Origin of the sequence: Streptomyces sp. NPDC056296 (genome assembly GCF_042268605.1) — a bacterium.
Taxonomy (GTDB): Bacteria; Actinomycetota; Actinomycetes; order Streptomycetales; family Streptomycetaceae; genus Streptomyces.
In genome coordinates, this window is the sequence record NZ_JBHJRX010000014.1 from 61017 (window position 1) to 79880 (window position 18864).

Consider the following 18864-nt stretch of genomic DNA (forward strand, 5'->3'; position numbering starts at 1 on the left):
GTGTGAAGACCGACGCACTACGCTGTCGGCACCGAGTCACCGGGGGGCACCCATGCAGCCCAACACCCTGCTCGACGCGATCCTCGACGAGGCCGGGGTCTCGCACGCGGGACTCGCCGCGCACGTCAACCAGGCGGGGAGAGCGCGCGGGCTCGCGCTGAGGTACGAACACACCGCCGTCGCCCGGTGGTTGAAGGGACAGCGACCGCGCGGTCAGGTGCCCGACCTGATCTGCGAGGTTCTCGCGTCCCGGCTGCACCGCCCCGTCACCCTCGACGACATCGGCCTCGGCGTGCCCGGTGAGCCGGCCGCCCCGCACACCGGTTCACTGTCCGGGTTCGTGGAGCGTGCGACCGCACTGTGGCGCTCCGACCAGCAGCAGCGCCCGCACATCCTCGGCGCTCCCGCGCTCACCGGTACGCCCGCCGTGATGCCGGTGTGGGAGTGGGAGAACCCGCCCGAGGACGTGGACGTCTCCCGTGGCGGCCGGCACCGAGTCACCGCGGGAGACCTGGAGACGCTGCGCTGCGCCCGCGCCCACTACGAGCAGATGTACCGCAAGGCCGGCGGCGTGGCGACCCGCGCCCGCATCGTCGGGTTCCTCAACTCCGAGGCCGCCCCGCTGCTGCGCGGCAGTTACACGGACGCCACCGGCCGCCAGTTGCACCGGGCCACCGGCGGTCTGGTCGCCGTCGCCGGCATCTGCGCGTACGACTCCGACGCGCACGGCCTCGCGCAGCGCTACTTCCACCAGGCCCTGCGGCTCGCCAAGGCCAGCGGGGACCGGGGCCTGGGCGCCTACGTCATCGCCCTGCTGGTCAACCAGGCGCTGTTCATGCGGGAGAACCGGCAGGCCGTCGCCTTCGCCGAGGCCGCCCTGCGCGCCGCCGGACGGCACATCACCCCGGCCCTCGCATCCGACCTGTACGCGATGCAGGCGAAGGCGTACGCCCACCTCGGCGACGGCACGAGCGCCCTGTCCTGCATCCGGCGGGCCGAGCAGGCCGCCGAACGCATCCGGCGCGGATACGAACCCGACGAGACCGGCTATGTCCAGCCCGGCCTGGTCAACGTCCAGGTGGCGGAGGCGCTGCTGAGCCTCGGGGAACTGGCGGCGGCGGGCGAGCACGCCGCGGCGGCCGTCGACAACCCCGCGCACGACCGGGGCCGCGTGCACCGGCTCGCCATGCTCAGCACGATCGAACTGCGCCAGGGCAACGCCGACAAGGCGGTGGCAACCGCGGTGCAGATGGCCGAACAGGCTCGGGGCATGGAGTCCCAGCGCCTGCGCGACAGACTCCGCGCGGTCCGCGAGCACCTGGTGCGCAGCGGTTGCGCGGGTACCGCGGAGGCCGCCGAACTCATCGACGGGGCGCTGCGCGTACCCCTGTGACCGCCAGGTCCCCGGGCGCCCTGCGCCCGCCGCTGCGCCGTGAGCGGCCGCCGTGCGCCTGCTGCCGGGACGCCACTGCTGCGATATTGCCACCTACTCCAGGAAAGGTGGCAGAACAGTGCAGTGGACGAAAGAGAACGAACAAACCGTGTACTCAAACCGCTGGTTCAGCGTCAATCTCGCCGACGTCGGGCTACCGGACGGCCGGCATCTCGACCACTTCCTCATACGGATGCGCCCCGTGGCCGTGGCCACGGTCGTCAACGAGGCGAGCGAGGTCCTCCTGCTGTGGCGGCACCGGTTCATCACCGACAGCTGGGGCTGGGAACTCGCGGCCGGTGTCGTCGAGGACGGCGAGGACATAGCGGTGGCCGCGGCCAGGGAACTGGAGGAGGAGACCGGCTGGCGGCCGGGACCGCTGCGCCACCTCATGAGCGTGGAGCCGTCCAACGGCCTCACCGACGCCCGGCACCACATCTACTGGGCCGACGAGGGCGCGTACGTCGGACACCCCGTGGACGACTTCGAGTCGGACCGCCGGGAATGGGTCCCCCTCAAGCTCGTTCCCGACATGGTCGCCCGCGGGGAGGTCCCGGCCGCCAACATGGCGGCCGCGTTACTCCTGCTGCACCATCTCCGGTCCTAGCTAGGGCCTGTCTGACAATTCGCGTCGTCGCCCGGAGGGCGGCCTCGCGGCGTCAGGTGCGTGCTCTCGGCGTGCCGGGCGCAGAGCCTCGTACTGGATGTACTTGGCTTTGCGCCCGGTGCGGCGAGAGTGCGTGCATGGCGTCGCGAGGCAGGCGGGAATTGTCAGACAGGCCCTAGTGCCCGAGGGCCTGCCACACCGCCACGACCAGGGCGCCCAGGGCGGTGAGGACCGCGATCGAGGGAAGCGGCCAGCGGGCGTGCTCCAGGGCGGTCAGCCGGGCGTTCAGCTCCTCCAACTCCTTGGCGCTCTCCTCGGTGCGATGGGAGAGCAGGGCCAGCCCGCCCTCGACGCGGGCGTACGCCACATCGAGCCGGCGCCGTAACTCTGCGAGTTCTCCCTGATGGACGGAATGCTCGGGATCGGCGGTCACGAACCGCTCCTTTCCGTAGTCGTCTCACGTCCCTTGCATGTGCATGGTGAGTCAACTCGCCTGGTGGGCGCGCGGGGAGAGTGTGCGAGCGGCATATGCGGGCCCGGTGCGCACACGCCGTGTGAATGCCGCGGGCCCGGCACCTCGTCAGGTACCGGGCCCGCGGATCGTCACTCTCCGTGTCAGCCGTACGAGTAGAAGCCCGAACCGCTCTTGCGGCCGAGGCGGCCCGCGTCGACCATGCGCTGGAGCAGCGGGGGAGCGGCGTACAGCGGCTCCTTGTACTCCTCGTACATCGAGTACGCGACCGAGGAGACCGTGTCCAGGCCGATCAGGTCGGACAGCTTCAGCGGGCCCATCGGATGGGCGCAGCCCATCTCCATGCCGTTGTCGATGTCCTCGCGGCTGGCGATGCCCGACTCGAACATCCGGATCGCGGAGAGGAGGTACGGGATCAGTAGCGCGTTGACCACGAAGCCGGAGCGGTCCTGGGCGCGGATGGAGTGCTTGCCGAGCACCTTCTCGGTGAACAGCTGCGCCCGGCTGAGCGTGCCCTCGGAGGTGGTGAGCGCCGGGATCAGCTCGACCAGCTGCTGCACCGGGGCCGGGTTGAAGAAGTGGATGCCGATGACGTGGTCGGGCCGCGAGGTGGCGACCGCCAGCTTCACCAGCGGGATCGAGGAGGTGTTGGAGGCCAGGATCGCGTCCGGCCGGGTCACGACCTGGTCGAGCACCTGGAAGATCTCGGTCTTGACCTGCTCGTTCTCGACGACGGCCTCGATCACCAGATCACGGTCGGCGAACTCGCCGAGGTCGGTGGTGAAGCTCAGGCGCGCCTGCGTCGCGTCCCGCTCCTCCTCGGTGATCTTGCCGCGCTCGGCGGCCTTGGTGAGCGAGTTGTACAGCCGGGTCCGGCCGATCTCCAGGGCTTCGCCGGTGGTCTCGGCGACCATCACCTCCAGACCGGAGCGGGCGCACACCTCGGCGATGCCCGCCCCCATCTGACCGCAGCCCACCACGCCGACGCGTGTGATATCTCCCGAGATGCCGGTCACATCGTCCCTTTCGCTGACTTCAAGGCTGGCAGCAGGCGCGTCGGGGTCCCCGGTGCCTGCTCCGATCGAGCACGTTACCTCCGAATGGTCACGGATCCGTCTCCCGGGTCGGGCATGCTGGGTTCCCCCTCACGATCCGTGACCGTGCGGATCCCATGCGTTCAGGAGGTCTTCCCATGGGCCGTGTCTCGCGTCGTGCCTTCACGGTGGCGGCGTTGTCGGCGTTCACCATGGCGCCCCGGGCGTCGGCGGCGCCGATCCCGTCCGGCGCACCGACCCCGCCGACAGCACCGGGCGGCCCCGCGGCGGGACCGCCCGCCCGTCGTGCCGTCACCGGGATGCGGGGCATGTGGCTGGCCACGGTGGCCAACCGCGACTGGCCCACCCGCGCGGGGCTGCGTGCCGCCGAGCAGCGCGCGGAACTGATCGAGCACCTCGACAACGCGGTCCGGCACCGCCTCAACACGGTGATCTTCCAGGTGCGTCCGACGGCCGACGCGCTGTGGCCGTCGGCGTACGAGCCGTGGTCGGAGTACCTGTCCGGCAGCCAGGGCCGCGACCCGGGCTGGGACCCCCTGGGCACGGCCGTGCAGGAGGCCCACGCCCGCGGCCTGGAGCTGCACGCCTGGTTCAACCCGTACCGCGTCGCCACGCACGACGACCCGGCCCGCCTGGTGCCCTCACACCCCGGCCGCAAGAACCCCGGATGGCTCGTGCCGTACGGCGGGAAGCTCTACTACAACCCGGGACTGCCCGAGGTCCGGGCCTTCGTCCAGGACGCGATGATGGACGCGGTGGGGAAGTACGCCGTGGACGGCGTCCACTTCGACGACTACTTCTACCCCTACCCGGTGGCGGGCCAGAGCTTCGACGACGGCGGCACCTACAGCACCTTCGGCAGCGGCTTCGCCACCAAGGCCGCCTGGCGGCGGGAGAACATCGACCTGCTGGTGCGCGAGACCGCGGAGCGGGTCAAGAAGGTCCGCCCGGCCGCCCGCTTCGGGGTCAGCCCGTTCGGGGTGTGGCGCAACGCGGCCACCGACGCGAAGGGCTCGGACACCAGGGCGGGCGTGCAGACGTACGACGACCTGCACGCGGACACCCGCAAGTGGGTGCGCGAGGGCTGGCTCGACTACATCGTGCCGCAGCTGTACTGGAACATCGGCCTGGACGCCGCCGACTACGCGAAGCTGCTCCCCTGGTGGGCGGAGGTGGCCAAGGGCAGCCGGACGCAGCTGTACGCGGGTGAGGCCCTGTACAAGGCCGGCGACCCGGCGCAGCCCGCCGCGTGGCAGGACCCCGCCGAACTGTCCCGGCACCTCACGCTGGCCCAGCAACACCCCGAGGTGCGCGGGCACGTCTTCTTCTCCGCGAAGGAGGTGGCGGAGGACCGGATCGGGGCGATGGCGCGGGTGAGTGCCGACCACTACGCGCGAGCGGCCGGCACCTCCCGCCACGACGGGTAGGAATGACGCCGGCTAGAGCTGGATCTCCCTGTGCCGGATCTCGGAGTCGGGGCCGGGCGAGCACACCGCCTCGTGCCCGTCCTCGAACCTGACCCGGTACGGGGGTGCGCCCTCCTTGCCCATGACTTCGACGATTTCCGCGACCTTGTCGTGCTCACCGACAACCCGGCCGTGCTGGATCAGCTGGTCGCCCTTGGTTGCTCGCATGCGCGAGGCCTCCTCACCTGTGTGCCGCAGGGCGGGCCCTACCCCCGGGCCCGCTGGGTGACCGCGATGCACACCAGTACCGCCGCGGCCGTCAGCGGAGCGGCCACCGTCAGGTGCTCACCCAGGAGAAGTACCGACCACACCAGTGTGAGCAGCGGCTGGGCCAGTTGCAACTGGCTGGCCTTGGGGATGCCGATCGCCGCCATGCCCCGGTACCAGACGACCAGGCCCAGGAACTGCGAGCCCGCCGCCACCCACAGCAAGCCGGTCACGCTGTGCGCCGTCAGGTGCACCGGCTCGAAGGACAGGGCCACGGCGGCCATCGGCACGGTCAGCGGCACGCACAGCACCAGCGCCCAGCCGATGACCTGCCAGCCCGGCATCACCCGGGCCAGCCGGCCGCCCTCGGTGTAGCCGGCCGCGCACACCAGCAGCGCCGCGAAGAGATAGGCGTCGGCCGTGGTCAGGGCGCCGCCGCTCTGCTGCACCGTGAAGGCGAGCACGGCCGCCGCACCCGCCAGGGCCGCGATCCAGAAGGTGCGCGAGGGGCGGGTGCCGAGACGCAGCGCGGACAGCAGCGCGGTGGTCAGCGGGAGCAGGCCGACCACGACGGCGGCGTGCGCGGTGGTCGAGGTCTGCAGCGCGAGCGTGGTCAGCAACGGGAAGCCGAGGACGACGCCACCGCCCACCACCGCGAGCCCGAACCAGTGCCGCCGCTCGGGCAGCGCCACCCGCAGCCCCAGCAGACAGCCACCCGCGATCATCGCGGCGAGGATGCTGCGCACGGCGATCAGGGACCAGGGGCCGAAGCCCTCCAGGCCCCACGCGGTGGCGGGGAAGGTGAGGGAGAAGGCGACGACACCGAGGGCGGCCTGCAGGGTGCCGAGCGAGCCGGTGCCGGACGAGCCGGTGCCGACTGTGGTGGCCGGGCCGCCAACCGCTATCGCCGTCGATCCAGTAGCGCTACTCTGTGCTCTCATGCATGAGCGTAGCAGTGTCGCTGAACTGGCCAACCAGTTGCGGCGGGAGCTCGACCGCTACTCACCCGGAGGAAAGCTCCCGTCGAGCCGGGCCCTCGTCGACCGATTCCGGGTGAGCCCGGTGACCGTCTCCCGCGCCCTGGCGCAGCTGGCCGCCGAGGGGCTGGTGGTCACCCGGCCCGGCGCCGGGGCCTTCCGTGCCCGGCAACGCGAGTCGGCCGCGCCCTCCGGGGACACCTCGTGGCAGGAGGTCGCGCTCAGCGCCGACGGTGCCTCCGACCTCGTACCGCGCTCGGTCGACGCCTCCGGAGTCCTGGTCTCGCTGGCCGCGCCGCCGCCCGGCGTCGTGGAGTTCAACGGCGGCTATCTGCACACGTCGCTGCAGCCGGAGCGGGCGATGGCGGCGGCCCTGTCCCGGGCCGGGCGGCGCCCCGGTGCATGGGGCCGGCCGCCGATGGAGGGGCTGCCGGAGCTGCGGGAGTGGTTCGCGCGCAGCATCGGCGGCGCCATCACGGCGGCGGAGGTGCTGATCACCGCGGGCGGTCAGTCCGCGCTGACCACCGCCCTGCGCGCCCTCGCCCCGCCCGGCACCCCCGTCCTCGTCGAGTCCCCGACGTACCCCGGCATGCTGGCCATCGCGCGGGCGGCCGGTCTGCGCCCGGTGCCGGTCCCCGTGGACGCGGACGGTGTGCGGCCTGCCCTGCTCGCCGACGCCTTCCGGGCGACCGGCGCCCGCGTCTTCGTCTGCCAGCCCCTGTTCCAGAACCCGACCGGTGCCGTGCTCGCCCCCGAGCGGCGCGGCGAGGTGCTGCGCATCGCCCGCGCGGCCGGCGCCTTCGTCGTCGAGGACGACTTCGTGCGGCGGCTGGTGCACGAGGACTCGGGCCCGCTGCCCGCCCCGCTCGCCGCCGACGACCCGGACGGCGTCGTCGTCCACGTCTGCTCGCTGACCAAGGCGACCTCGCCCAGTTTCCGGGTCAGCGCCCTGGCCGCGCGCGGACCGGTGCTGGAGAGGCTGCGGGCCATCCAGGTCGTCGACACCTTCTTCGTGCCCCGGCCCCTCCAGGAAGCGGCGCTGGAACTCGTCGGCTCGCCCGCCTGGCCACGCCATCTACGCGCGGTCTCGGCGGAGTTGAAGGCCCGCCGCGACGCGATGACGTCCGCACTGCGCCTGCACCTGCCCGAGGTGTCCCTGCCGCACATCCCCTCCGGCGGCTACCACCTGTGGCTGCGCCTGCCCGAGGGCACTGGGGGCACCTCCCAGGCTTTCGGCTCCGGGGGAGAGTCGGGGCTCACCTCGGCAGCCCTGCGCGCGGGCGTCGCCATCACCCCCGGCCGCCCGTACTTCAGCGCCGAACCCCCGGCCCCCCACCTCCGGCTGAGCTTCGCGGCGGTCGGGGGCGTCGGAGAGATCGCGGAAGGGGTACGGCGCCTGCGCACGGCCTGTGCGGAGGTGTGGGGGCAAGGGGCGACGGGATAGCGGGTCGACGTCGCCCACGCACGACGCGCACGGCGTCCACGAGAAGCTGGGCTTCACGGCGTTGGACCGGCCCGATCAGTGGATGGCGCCCGCCTTCGGCCGGTGAGCCGTGGCGCACCCTGGGTAACCCACAGGTAACACCTCTTGACCTGCGCACCTGCGCGCAGCACCATCACCGCATGGCGCTTCGGGTCACGTTCGTCGCGGCCGCACGCAGCTCACCGCTGCTCGCGGAGCGCTTCGACGACGACCGGCCGCTGGACCAGGCCGGCTGGGACGAGGTGCTGCGCGCCGCCGGTGAGCTGCTGCCGCTCGCGGCGTCCGAGTTGCGCTACTGCTCGCCCACGCCCCGCAGCCGTGCCACCGGGGACGCCATCGGCTTCGCGCCGCTGGTGCAACTCGCCCTGCGGGAGTGCGACATGGGCCGCTGGCGCGGGCTGACCCTCGGCGAGGCCATGGCCCGGGAGCCGGCGGCCGTGGACGCCTGGCTCGCCGACCCGCGCACGGCTCCGCACGGCGGCGAGTCGTTGCTGGCCTTCATCACCCGGGTCGGCGGCTGGCTCGACACCCGTCCCTGCGGGGACGGCGACCGTATCGTCGCCGTGGCCGAGCCGTCCGTGATCCGGGCCGCGCTGGTGTACGCGTTGAAGGCGCCGCCCGCGACGTACTGGAACCTGGACGTCCGTCCCCTGTCGACGACCACGGTCACGGGCCGTGCCGGCCACTGGAACCTCCGCTTCGAAGGCGCGCCCGCCTAGGGCGCCTCCTGGGGCGCCTCCTGGGTGCCGGGCGTGTCCCGGGTGTAGTCCGTGGTGAGCAGCAGGTCCTTCGCCGGGCCGCCCACGCGCCACACGGTCCGCCACCGGTTCCCGTCCCGGACGGTGAACTCGCCGCGGTAGAGGTCGGCGGCGCACGGGTGGTCGGCCACGTGGTGCCCCGAGGTCAGGTTCAGGCCGTGGAAGGGCCTGCCGTCCGCGAAACGCACGTCGGCGGTGCCCGGCGCGGCCCCCGGTTCGTAGCGCAGCGTCCGCTCGGCGGGGCGGGTCACGCCCTGCCAGGTGAAGGCCCCGGACTCCCGGCTCACCAGCCCGCCGCCGGCGAGCGCGTCGAAGGCCGTGGTCCCCTCGAAGAGACCCTCCGCGCCGCTCGCCAGATCCCGCACCGACCGCCGGGTGCGCCACCGGCCCGCGAGATACGCCAGCACATCCGGCACCGGCCACAACCCGCTCATTTCCACCCGCTTTCCGCCCCCGGCCCACTGGTTGCCGCGCGACCCATTGACGCGCCTCCGCCACCTCCCTATCTTGCCGTTCGAAGTGCTGACCAATGTCCGATATTTCGAACGACCTAGTGAGAGCCGCGGAGTATCCATGTCACGCACCCGCTGGAGACTCGGTCTCAGCGTCACCGCCCTCCTGACGGCTTCCGCCCTGCTGCCGTCCCCGGCGCACGCGGAGGCCGTCACCGACTACGCGATCACCGTCGACCCGTCCGCCGAGGGCGCCGCGATCGACGACACGATGTACGGCGTCTTCTACGAGGACATCAACCGGGCCGCCGACGGCGGCCTGTACGCCGAACTCGTGCAGAACCGGTCCTTCGAGTACTCCACCGCCGACAACGCCTCGTACACCCCGCTCACCTCCTGGGCGGCCGACGGCGCGGCCGAAGTGCTGAACGACGCCGGCCGCCTCAACGAGCGCAACCGCAACTACCTCTCCCTGGGGGCCGGTTCCTCCGTCGCCAACGCCGGCTACAACACCGGCATCAGGGTCGAGAAGGGCGGGAAGTACGACTTCTCGGTGTGGGCCCGCGCCGAGAGCGGCACCACCCTCACCGTCACCCTCAGGGACGCCGCCGGCACGCTCGCGAAGGTCCGCCAGGTCGCCGCGAAGGGGAAGTGGCGCAAGTACACCGCCACCTTCAAGGCGACCCGCACCAGCAGCCACGGCCGCCTCGCCGTCGCCACCACGGCCCCCGCCGCCCTCGACATGGTGTCCCTCTTCCCCCGCGACACCTACCGGCACCAGTCCAACGGTCTGCGCAAGGACCTCGCCGAGAAGATCGAGGCCCTCGACCCCGGCTTCCTGCGCTTCCCCGGCGGCTGCCTCGTCAACACCGGCTCCATGGAGGACTACAGCGAGGCGAGCGGCTGGCAGCGCGAGCGCAGCTACCAGTGGAAGGACACCATCGGCTCGGTCGAGGAGCGCGCCACCAACGCCAACTTCTGGGGCTACAACCAGAGCTACGGCCTCGGCTACTACGAGTACTTCCGCTTCGCCGAGGACATCGGCGCCATGCCGCTGCCCGTCGTGCCCGCCCTGGTCACCGGCTGCGGCCAGAACAAGGCCACCGACGACGACGCGCTGCTGAAGCGGCACATCCAGGACACCCTGGACCTCATCGAGTTCGCCAACGGCCCCCGCACCAGCGAGTGGGGCGGTGTGCGCGCCGAGATGGGCCACCCCAAGCCCTTCCACCTCACCCACATCGGCGTGGGCAACGAGGAGAACCTCCCCCGGGAGTTCATGACCCGCTTCCAGCAGTTCCGCACCGCCATCGAGGCGGAGTACCCGGACATCACCGTCGTCTCCAACTCCGGCCCGGACGACTCCGGCACCACCTTCGACACGGCCTGGCAGCTGAACCGCGAGGCAGGCGTCGACATGGTCGACGAGCACTACTACAACAGCCCGCAGTGGTTCCTCCAGAACAACGACCGCTACGACTCGTACGACCGCAGCGGCCCGAAGGTCTTCCTCGGCGAGTACGCCTCCCAGGGCAACGCCTGGAAGAACGCGCTGTCCGAGGCCGCGTTCATGACCGGCCTGGAGCGCAACGCGGACATCGTCAAGCTCGCCTCCTACGCCCCGCTGCTCGCCAACGAGGACTACGTGCAGTGGAGCCCGGACATGATCTGGTTCAACAACCACGCGTCCTGGAACTCGGCCAACTACGAGGTCCAGAAACTCTTCATGAACAACACCGGCGACCGCGTCGTCCCCTCGACGGCGACCGGCACACCGACCGTCAGCGGCCCCATCACCGGCGCCGTCGGCCTGTCGACCTGGGCGACCAGCGCGGCCTACGACGACGTGAAGGTGACCTCGGCCGACGGGAAGACCCTCCTGACCGACGACTTCTCCGGTGACGCCTCGCAGTGGACCCACTCGGGCGCCGGCAGCTGGACCGTCCAGGACGGCCAGTACGTCCAGACCGACGCCGCCGCCGAGAACACCCTGGTCACGGCGGGCGACCCGACCTGGCAGAACTACGACCTGCACGTGAAGGCGACCAAGAAGTCCGGCAAGGAGGGCTTCCTCGTCGCCTTCGGCGTCAAGGACACCGGCAACTACTACTGGTGGAACCTGGGCGGCTGGAACAACACCCAGTCCGCCGTCGAACAGGCCTCGGACGGCGGCAAGTCGACGCTCCTGTCCAAGGCCGGATCGATCGAGACGGGCCGCGCCTACGACATCGACATCAAGGTACGGGGCCGCCAGGTCACCCTCTACCTCGACGGCCAGGAGTGGGGCAGCTTCACCGACGACAAGCCGGCCGAGCCGTTCCGCCAGATCGTCACCGAGGACAAGCGCACCGGCGAGCTGATCGTCAAGGTCGTCAACGCCCAGGACACGGCCGCCCGCACCGCCGTCGACCTCGGCGGCGCCAAGGTCGCCTCCAAGGCCCGCGTCACCACGCTGGCCGCCGACCCGGACGCGGTCAACACCGAGACGGACACACCGGTCACCCCGGTGCGGTCCACCTTCTCGGGCGTGGCGGACGAGTTCACGCACACCTTCCCGGCGAACTCGGTGACGTTCCTGCGGATCAGGCAGCGGTAGCCGACGGACCGACCTGGGGCGGCCTCACCAGTACGCGCGGTCGTCCCAGGCCTCGAACCCGGCGAACTCCAGCGGGTCGTCCTCCTCGTCCAGACCGGCCAGCCCGGGGGTGACGAGTTCGCCGCGCTGCCAGGCGACGAGCGTGTCGACCAGACCGCCCTCCAGCGGCGCCCCCTGAGGGGCGTGGCGTGGCCACACCACAAGGGGCCAGGCGTCGGGGTCGTCGCCCTCGGTGAGCCAGCCGAGGTGGTCGGCGTCGATGGAGTTGGCGAAGGGAAGGAAACCGCCCGGCTCGGGCCAGGGGGTGAGGGGGTACCACTCGGGGTGGTCGGCCCTGTGGGATCGGTACGCGCCGAGGACCGTCTCGACATGGGTGACGAAGCGCCGCTCGCCGGTCCGCAGGGGCGTCAGGAAGCGCAGCCACTCGCTCCAGCAGCCGGCGCCGTAGATGTCCATCAGCCGCGTGTACTCGCCCGGCAGCCGCGTGCCCAGTTCGACGAACAGTCCCTCCCAGGTGCCGCCACCGAGATACGGGCGCTCGGGCGGTGGCGACAGCAGGCGCAGGGCGTCCAGGCCGGTGCCGGACTCCAGCGCGACGCGCCGCTCCTCGTCGGTCAGCCGGGGAGGGGCGGGCTCGGGCGGCGCCCAGGGGGTGGCCGTCCGCAGGAAGGCGGTCCGGGCGACGCTGCCGGGCAACGGGCCCATCAGCGGGCCGGGCGGAGAAGGCAGCTCCCAGCTGTCGCGGACGGCGTGCCGCAGGTACTCGGTGAGCGTGAGGTCGTACGTGTGCCAGTCCCGCAGCCCACTGCCCGGCACCGAGCCCTGGTGCCGCACGACCACGGTCCACTCGTCCGGGTCGCTGGAGACGGACGTGTCCCAGAAGAGGACGTCGGAGCCCCGGGTGCATCCCCAGGCCAGGAGCCCGCCCGGCTCGGGATGGACCGCGAACCGCTCCTCCTCCGGCAGGTCCCGGACGTCGATCCGCGCCTCGCGGTGCGTCTCGCGCAGCCACTCACCGTAGTCGAACCGGCCGTCCTCCACACAGGGCACGTGGATCCAGAAGAATTCGCCGAAGTCCAGCGGCCCGTACCGGTCGGCGAGCCGTTTGTACTCACCCGGCAGCGGAACCCCGAGCCACTCCTCGACGGCGGCCCAGTCCACGGGGACGGGAGCGGGCGGCCGCTCGCCGTCGGCTTCGGTGAAGTCGACGAGGTCGACGGCCACGGGGTCCTCCGGTGCACTCTGATGATCGGTCGGCAGCCCGCCGATTCTCCCGGACGCTCACCGGCGGCGGAACGGGCACCCCTCCCCGGCACGCCTCCCCGGGCACCCCCTTCCGGGCGCCACGCCAGGGCACCACCGCCCCGCGAAAGCAGATTGCATAAACGTGCAGCGATACGTATAGTCATGCCATCAAGGAGGAGGATGTCATGGCGGTACGTGCGGCGGTGGCCGGAGCGAGTGGGTATGCGGGCGGTGAGCTGCTGCGTCTGCTCCTCGCGCACCCCGAGGTCGAGATCGGCGCCCTGACCGGCAACTCCAACGCGGGACAGAGGCTCGGCGCGCTGCAGCCGCATCTGCTGCCGCTGGCCGACCGGGTCCTGGAGGCGACGACGCCCGAGGTCCTCGCCGGACACGATGTCGTGTTCCTCGCGCTGCCGCACGGGCAGTCCGCCGCCGTCGCCGAGCAGCTCGGTCCGGACGTGCTGGTCGTGGACATGGGTGCCGACTTCCGGCTCAGGGACGCGGCCGACTGGGAGCAGTTCTACGGCTCCCCGCACGCCGGCACCTGGCCCTACGGCCTGCCCGAACTGCCGGGTGTCCGCGCCGCGCTGGAGGGGTCCAAGCGCGTCGCGGTGCCCGGTTGCTACCCGACCGCCGTGTCGCTGGCGCTCTTCCCGGCCTACGCCGCCTCGCTCGCCGAGCCCGAGGCCGTGATCGTCGCCGCCTCCGGCACCTCCGGCGCGGGCAAGGCGGCCAAGCCGCACCTGCTGGGCAGCGAGGTCATGGGCTCCATGTCGCCGTACGGCGTCGGGGGCCTGCACCGGCACACCCCCGAGATGATGCAGAACCTCGGCGCGGCGGCGGGAGAGCCGGTCACCGTCTCGTTCACGCCGACCCTCGCGCCGATGCCCCGCGGCATCCTCGCCACCTGCACCGCCAAGGCGAAGTCCGGCGTCACCGCCGAGGCCGTGCGCGCCGCCTACGAGAAGGCCTTCGCCGACGAGCCCTTCGTGCACCTGCTGCCCGAGGGCCAGTGGCCGGCGACCGCGTCCGTCTACGGTTCCAACGCCGTTCAGATCCAGGTCGCGTACGACGCCGCCGCGGGCCGCATCATCGCCATCAGTGCCATCGACAACCTGGCCAAGGGCACCGCGGGCGGTGCCGTCCAGAGCATGAACATCGCCCTGGGTCTCGACGAGACCACCGGACTGACGACGATCGGAGTCGCGCCGTGAGTGTGACGGCAGCAAAGGGGTTCACGGCGGCCGGTGTCGCCGCCGGGATCAAGGAGAGCGGTGGCCCCGACCTGGCCCTCGTGGTCAACACCGGCCCCCGCCGCGCCGCCGCGGGCGTCTTCACCTCCAACCGCGTCAAGGCCGCGCCGGTGCTCTGGTCCGAGCAGGTGCTGAAGAGCGGGCAGGTGTCCGCCGTCGTCCTGAACTCGGGCGGCGCCAACGCGTGCACCGGACCCAAGGGCTTCCAGGACACCCACGCGACCGCGGAGAAGGTCGCGGAGGTGCTCGGCAGGGGGGCCGGAGAGGTCGCCGTCTGCTCCACCGGGCTCATCGGCGTACTGCTGCCCATGGACAAGCTGCTGCCGGGCGTCGAGACCGCCGCCGGTCAGCTCTCCGAGCACGGCGGAGAGAAGGCCGCCATCGCCATCAAGACCACCGACACCGTGCACAAGACGTCCGTCGTGACGAAGGACGGCTGGGCCGTGGGTGGTATGGCCAAGGGCGCGGGCATGCTCGCCCCCGGCCTCGCCACCATGCTCGTCGTCCTCACCACCGACGCCGACCTGGAGACCGAGGTGCTCGACCGCGCCCTGCGCGACGCCACCCGGGTCACCTTCGACCGCGTCGACTCCGACGGATGCATGTCCACCAACGACACGGTGCTGCTGCTCGCCTCCGGTGCCTCCGGCATCACCCCGGAGTACGCCGGGTTCGCCGAGGCCGTCCGCACCGTCTGCGACGACCTCGGCCAGCAGCTCATCCGGGACGCCGAGGGTGCCAGCAAGGACATCAAGGTCGAGGTCGTGAACGCCGCGACCGAGGACGACGCCGTCCAGGTCGGCCGCACCATCGCCCGCAACAACCTCCTCAAGTGCGCCATCCACGGCGAGGACCCCAACTGGGGCCGTGTCCTCTCCGCCATCGGCACCACCTCCGCCGCCTTCGAGCCCGACCGCCTCAACGTCGCCATCAACGGCGTCTGGGTCTGCAAGAACGGCGGCGTCGGCGAGGACCGCGAGCTGGTCGACATGCGCTACCGGGAGGTCCACGTCATCGCCGACCTCGCCGCCGGTGACGCCACCGCCACCATCTGGACCAACGACCTCACCGCCGACTACGTCCACGAGAACAGCGCGTACAGCTCATGAGTACGACGAGGAAGCACACCGCGCTCCCCAAGGCCCAGATCCTCATCGAGGCGCTGCCCTGGCTGACCCGGCACCACGGCAAGACCGTCGTCATCAAGTTCGGCGGCAACGCCATGATCGACGAGGACCTCAAGGCCGCCTTCGCCCAGGACGTCGTCTTCCTGCGCCACGCCGGCCTCAAGCCCGTCGTCGTGCACGGCGGCGGCCCGCAGATCAGCGCCGCGCTCGACAAGCACGGCATCGTCAGCGAGTTCAAGGCCGGCCTGCGCGTCACCACCGAGGACGCCATGGACGTCGTACGGATGGTGCTGGCCGGGCAGGTGCAGCGCGAGCTGGTCGGACTGCTCAACCAGCACGGCCCGTTCGCCGTCGGCCTCACCGGCGAGGACGCGCACACCATCACCGCCACCAAGCACCGGCCCGAGATCGACGGCGAGTCCGTCGACATCGGGCGGGTCGGTGAGATCACCGAGATCGACACCGGCGCCATCGAGGCGCTGCTCGCCGACGGCCGCATCCCCGTCGTCTCGTCGGTCGCCCGCTCCCAGGACGATCACCATGTCTACAACGTCAATGCTGATACGGCGGCTGCGGCACTCGCTGCGGCGCTCGGCGCCGAGACTCTCATGGTCCTCACCGACGTCGAGGGCCTCTACGAGGACTGGCCGGACTCCGACGAGGTGATCAGCCGCCTCACCGCCGCCCAGCTGGAGAAGCTGCTGCCGGACCTGTCCTCGGGCATGGTGCCGAAGATGGAGGGCTGCCTGCACGCCGTACGCAACGGCGTCAACACCGCCCGGGTCATAGACGGCCGGGTCCAGCACTCGATCCTGCTGGAGATCTTCACCGACGAGGGCATCGGCACGATGGTCGTGCCGGACGAACAGGGGGAGTCGTGAGCAACACCGGGGGACCGACCACAGGGGGAGCCGTGAGCAACGAAGAGCTGACCGGGCGGTGGCAGGGCGCGCTCATGAACAACTACGGCACCCCGCGCCTGCCCCTGGTGCGCGGCGAGGGATCCCGGCTCTGGGACGCCGACGGCAAGGAGTACCTCGACTTCGTCGGCGGCATCGCGGTCAACGCGCTCGGCCACGCCCACCCGGCGGTGGTGGAGGCGGTGAGCCGGCAGATCGCCTCCCTCGGCCACGTCTCCAACCTCTTCGTCGCCGAGCCGCCCGTCGCCCTCGCCGAACGGCTGCTCCAGCGCTTCGGCCGCGACGGCAAGGTCTACTTCTGCAACTCCGGCGCCGAGGCCAACGAGGGCGCCTTCAAGATCGGCCGACTGACCGGGCGGCCGCACATGGTCGCCACCCACGGCGGCTTCCACGGCCGCACCATGGGCGCGCTGGCGCTGACCGGCCAGCCCGGCAAGCAGGAGCCGTTCCTGCCGCTGCCCGGCGACGTCACCCACGTACCGTACGGCGACCCGCAGGCGCTGGCCGCCGCGGTCACCGAGGAGACCGCCCTCGTCGTCATCGAGCCGATCCAGGGCGAGAACGGCGTCGTCGTCCCGCCCCCCGGCTACCTGAAGGCGGCCCGCGCCATCACCGCCGCCACCGGCGCGCTCCTCGTCCTGGACGAGGTGCAGACCGGCATCGGCCGGACCGGGCACTGGTTCGAGTACCAGGCCCACGAGGGCGTCCTGCCGGATGTCGTCACCCTCGCCAAGGGCCTCGGCGGCGGACTGCCGCTGGGCGCGACCGTCGCCTTCGGCCGCGCGGCCGAGCTGCTCCAGCCCGGCCAGCACGGCACGACCTTCGGCGGTAACCCGGTCGCCTGCGCCGCCGGACTCGCCGTACTCGACTCCATCGCGGACGAGGGACTGCTGGACAACGTCAAGCGGCAGAGCGAGAAGCTGCGGGGCGGGGTGGAGGCGCTCGGCCATCCGCTCGTCGGCCACGTCCGGGGGGCGGGACTGCTCCTGGGTATCGTGCTCACCGAGCCGCTCGCCGCCCAGGTGCAGCAGGCGGCTCAGGACGCCGGAATCCTGGTGAACGCGCCCGCACCCGATGTCGTACGGCTGATGCCCGCGCTGAACCTCGGCGACGACGTGGTGGACGCGTTCCTCGGGGCGCTGCCCGGCATCCTTGACCAGGCCGCCGACGCGGCCCACGGGGACGGACGATCCGGAGAATGAGACGACGATGAGCCATGCGCAGGAGCACGAGCAGACGGCCGGGCCCGCCCTTCCGCAGACCCGCACCGCACGTCACCGCCGGATCGTGGACATCCTCAACCGGCAGGCGGTGCGCTCGCAGAGCCAGCTGGCGAAGCTGCTCGCCGACGACGGGCTGACCGTCACCCAGGCGACGCTCTCCCGGGATCTGGACGAGCTGAACGCGGTGAAGATCCGCAACACCGACGGCGACCTCATCTACGCGGTGCCCAGCGAGGGCGGTTTCCGCACCCCGCGGGCCCCGCTCGGGGAGTCGGCGAAGGAGGAGCGGATGCGGCGGCTCTCGGCGGAGCTGCTGATCTCCGCGGAGGCGTCGGCGAACCTCGTGGTCCTGCGGACCCCTCCGGGGGCGGCGCAGTTCCTCGCCTCGGCGATCGACCAGGCGGAGCTGCACGACATCCTGGGCACGATCGCGGGCGACGACACGCTGATGCTGATCAGCAGGGAGCCCACGGGTGGGCAGGCGTTGGCGGATCACTTGCTGCGGCTGGCCGGCAACGGACACTGAAGCGCCGCGGCGGCTTGTGCCGGGGGATGGGTGCGGGTGGTCGGTGGCTGGTCGCGCAGTTCCCCGCGCCCCCCGCAGCTGCGGGCAGTCGTGCCGCTGGGGCGGCACGGGTGGGCGCAGCGGCACCCGCCAACGCGGTGAGTGAAACCCCGGTACCTCAGCCGCAGCGCCGGTCACGCCAAAAAACCCCGCTCACCCCAGCCACCCCGCCAAACCCCCCGTACACCGCACCTCATCCCCCGCAGTCACCAACAGCCCCTCGACCCCGTCCAGAGACTCCAGCCACCGCAACCCCTCCCGCGACCCCATCGCGAACGCCGCCGTCGCCCAGCAGTCCGCCCACGTCAGCCGTGGCGCCACCACCGTCACCGCCACCAGATCGGTCACCGCGGAGCGCCCGGTGCGCGGATCGACGACATGCGCGCCCCGCTCCGCGCTGCCGGACGTCGCCACGGCCAGCTCGGCCGCACCCGCCGCCGACACGACCGCAGCGAGTCCGCCCGGACGCAGCGGATCCGACACACCGACCCGCCACGGCCGCCCCGCCCCCGGCGTCCCCAGCAACTGCACGTCCCCGCCGCCGTTGACGCTGACGCCACTCGCACCGGCCGCCGCGATCCGCCGCGCGGCGCGCTCCACGGCCCAGCCCTTGACGATCCCGGTCGGGTCGAGACGGCCCCGGTACGAGGCGCTGAACCAGCCGTCGCTCACCCGCTCCGCCTCGGCCGCCAGCTCCAGTACCTCGGCGACCTCGGGCGCGCACGCGTCGACGGTCAGTTCACCGCGCGCCAGACGGGAGACCTGGCTGTCCGCCCGATAGGTGCTGAACACCTCGTCGACCCGGCGCAGCCCCGCGACGGCCTCGTCCAGCGCCGCCCGGACGGCCGTGGGATCCCCGCCGCGGACGTCGAGGGAGAAGACGGTCCCCATCGTCTCCTCCACCCGACGCACCGCGGCGGGAGCCTGTGCGGGTTCGGCCACGGCGTCAGCCACCGGCCTGGTCCAGTGCGGATTGCAGCGACTGCTTGTATCCGGCGCTGGTGTAGGTGGCGCCGGAGACGGCGT

At 71.9% G+C, this 18864-nt stretch carries 19 protein-coding genes; 11 read left to right on the forward strand and 8 right to left on the reverse strand.

Annotated elements, in window-relative coordinates; translation table 11 throughout:
- Positions 1–52 precede the first annotated feature (52 nt).
- Entirely contained in the window at positions 53–1393 is a 1341-nt protein-coding gene (locus ACFCZF_RS13000; RefSeq protein ID WP_375922422.1) for a transcriptional regulator, read from the forward strand.
- 118 nt (positions 1394–1511) lie between these two features.
- On the forward strand, positions 1512–2039 hold the full coding sequence (locus tag ACFCZF_RS13005) for an NUDIX hydrolase (protein ID WP_376671710.1): 528 nt from the start codon (positions 1512–1514) through the stop codon (positions 2037–2039).
- A 175-nt stretch (positions 2040–2214) separates the two neighbouring features.
- Here the strand turns inward: ACFCZF_RS13005 and ACFCZF_RS13010 are convergent, their stop codons facing one another.
- Both ACFCZF_RS13010 and ACFCZF_RS13015 read right to left on the reverse strand, forming a co-directional pair.
- Complete coding sequence (locus tag ACFCZF_RS13010; RefSeq protein WP_375922419.1) at positions 2215–2472, reverse strand: hypothetical protein; 258 nt, start codon at positions 2470–2472, stop codon at positions 2215–2217.
- A 182-nt stretch (positions 2473–2654) separates the two neighbouring features.
- Positions 2655–3527: a 3-hydroxybutyryl-CoA dehydrogenase gene (locus ACFCZF_RS13015; RefSeq protein WP_375922416.1), complete on the reverse strand. Its 873-nt coding sequence runs from the start codon at positions 3525–3527 to the stop codon at positions 2655–2657.
- 176 nt (positions 3528–3703) lie between these two features.
- Between ACFCZF_RS13015 and ACFCZF_RS13020 the strand changes: the two genes are divergently transcribed.
- The gene (locus ACFCZF_RS13020; protein WP_376671711.1) at positions 3704–4993 is read left to right on the forward strand and encodes a glycoside hydrolase family 10 protein; all 1290 of its coding nucleotides are present in this window, start codon (positions 3704–3706) and stop codon (positions 4991–4993) included.
- 12 nt (positions 4994–5005) lie between these two features.
- On the opposite strand, the gene ACFCZF_RS13025 is transcribed toward ACFCZF_RS13020, so the two are convergent.
- Both ACFCZF_RS13025 and ACFCZF_RS13030 read right to left on the reverse strand, forming a co-directional pair.
- Complete coding sequence (locus ACFCZF_RS13025; RefSeq protein ID WP_019325174.1) at positions 5006–5200, reverse strand: DUF1918 domain-containing protein; 195 nt, start codon at positions 5198–5200, stop codon at positions 5006–5008.
- Between the two features lie 38 nt (positions 5201–5238).
- Entirely contained in the window at positions 5239–6180 is a 942-nt protein-coding gene (locus tag ACFCZF_RS13030; RefSeq protein ID WP_376671712.1) for a DMT family transporter, read from the reverse strand.
- Between ACFCZF_RS13030 and ACFCZF_RS13035 the strand changes: the two genes are divergently transcribed.
- Complete coding sequence (locus ACFCZF_RS13035) at positions 6179–7660, forward strand: PLP-dependent aminotransferase family protein (RefSeq protein WP_376671713.1); 1482 nt, start codon at positions 6179–6181, stop codon at positions 7658–7660. The two genes, ACFCZF_RS13030 and ACFCZF_RS13035, sit on opposite strands and share 2 nt — an antisense overlap.
- A gap of 179 nt (positions 7661–7839) precedes the next feature.
- Positions 7840–8418, forward strand: coding sequence for a histidine phosphatase family protein (locus tag ACFCZF_RS13040; protein ID WP_376671714.1), 579 nt, complete (start codon positions 7840–7842; stop codon positions 8416–8418).
- Here the strand turns inward: ACFCZF_RS13040 and ACFCZF_RS13045 are convergent.
- Entirely contained in the window at positions 8415–8891 is a 477-nt protein-coding gene (locus ACFCZF_RS13045; protein ID WP_376671715.1) for a DUF6314 family protein, read from the reverse strand. The two genes, ACFCZF_RS13040 and ACFCZF_RS13045, sit on opposite strands and share 4 nt — an antisense overlap.
- A gap of 139 nt (positions 8892–9030) precedes the next feature.
- Between ACFCZF_RS13045 and ACFCZF_RS13050 the strand changes: the two genes are divergently transcribed.
- Complete coding sequence (locus tag ACFCZF_RS13050; RefSeq protein ID WP_376671716.1) at positions 9031–11505, forward strand: alpha-L-arabinofuranosidase C-terminal domain-containing protein; 2475 nt, start codon at positions 9031–9033, stop codon at positions 11503–11505.
- 24 nt (positions 11506–11529) lie between these two features.
- On the opposite strand, the gene ACFCZF_RS13055 is transcribed toward ACFCZF_RS13050, so the two are convergent.
- Positions 11530–12729, reverse strand: coding sequence for a hypothetical protein (locus ACFCZF_RS13055; RefSeq protein ID WP_376671717.1), 1200 nt, complete (start codon positions 12727–12729; stop codon positions 11530–11532).
- Between the two features lie 206 nt (positions 12730–12935).
- Here ACFCZF_RS13055 and argC point away from each other — a divergent pair, with 206 nt between their 5' ends.
- The 5 genes from argC to ACFCZF_RS13080 are packed head-to-tail and all read left to right on the forward strand — an operon-like array spanning position 12936 to position 17799.
- Positions 12936–13964: an N-acetyl-gamma-glutamyl-phosphate reductase gene (gene argC / locus ACFCZF_RS13060; RefSeq protein WP_376671718.1), complete on the forward strand. Its 1029-nt coding sequence runs from the start codon at positions 12936–12938 to the stop codon at positions 13962–13964.
- Positions 13961–15112, forward strand: a complete 1152-nt coding sequence (argJ, locus tag ACFCZF_RS13065; protein WP_376671719.1) for a bifunctional glutamate N-acetyltransferase/amino-acid acetyltransferase ArgJ — start codon at positions 13961–13963, stop codon at positions 15110–15112. Before argC ends, argJ begins: the two co-directional genes overlap by 4 nt.
- Positions 15109–16011 (forward strand): acetylglutamate kinase, encoded by a 903-nt coding sequence (gene argB, locus ACFCZF_RS13070; RefSeq protein WP_375922383.1) that lies wholly within the window; start codon positions 15109–15111, stop codon positions 16009–16011. The genes argJ and argB overlap by 4 nt, the downstream gene beginning before the upstream one ends.
- Positions 16012–16043: 32 nt before the next feature.
- Positions 16044–17252 carry an acetylornithine transaminase gene (locus ACFCZF_RS13075; protein ID WP_376671720.1) on the forward strand — a complete coding sequence of 403 codons (1209 nt, stop codon included), beginning with the start codon at positions 16044–16046 and terminating at the stop codon, positions 17250–17252.
- Between the two features lie 7 nt (positions 17253–17259).
- Positions 17260–17799: an arginine repressor gene (locus ACFCZF_RS13080; protein WP_279565087.1), complete on the forward strand. Its 540-nt coding sequence runs from the start codon at positions 17260–17262 to the stop codon at positions 17797–17799.
- A 192-nt stretch (positions 17800–17991) separates the two neighbouring features.
- Here ACFCZF_RS13080 and ACFCZF_RS13085 read toward each other — a convergent pair whose 3' ends face one another.
- Both ACFCZF_RS13085 and ACFCZF_RS13090 read right to left on the reverse strand, forming a co-directional pair.
- Entirely contained in the window at positions 17992–18729 is a 738-nt protein-coding gene (locus ACFCZF_RS13085) for an FAD:protein FMN transferase (protein ID WP_376671779.1), read from the reverse strand.
- Positions 18730–18784: 55 nt separating this feature from the next.
- Positions 18785–18864, reverse strand: an 80-nt coding sequence (locus ACFCZF_RS13090) for an FMN-binding protein (RefSeq protein WP_376671780.1), incomplete at its 5' end; no start/stop codon positions are given.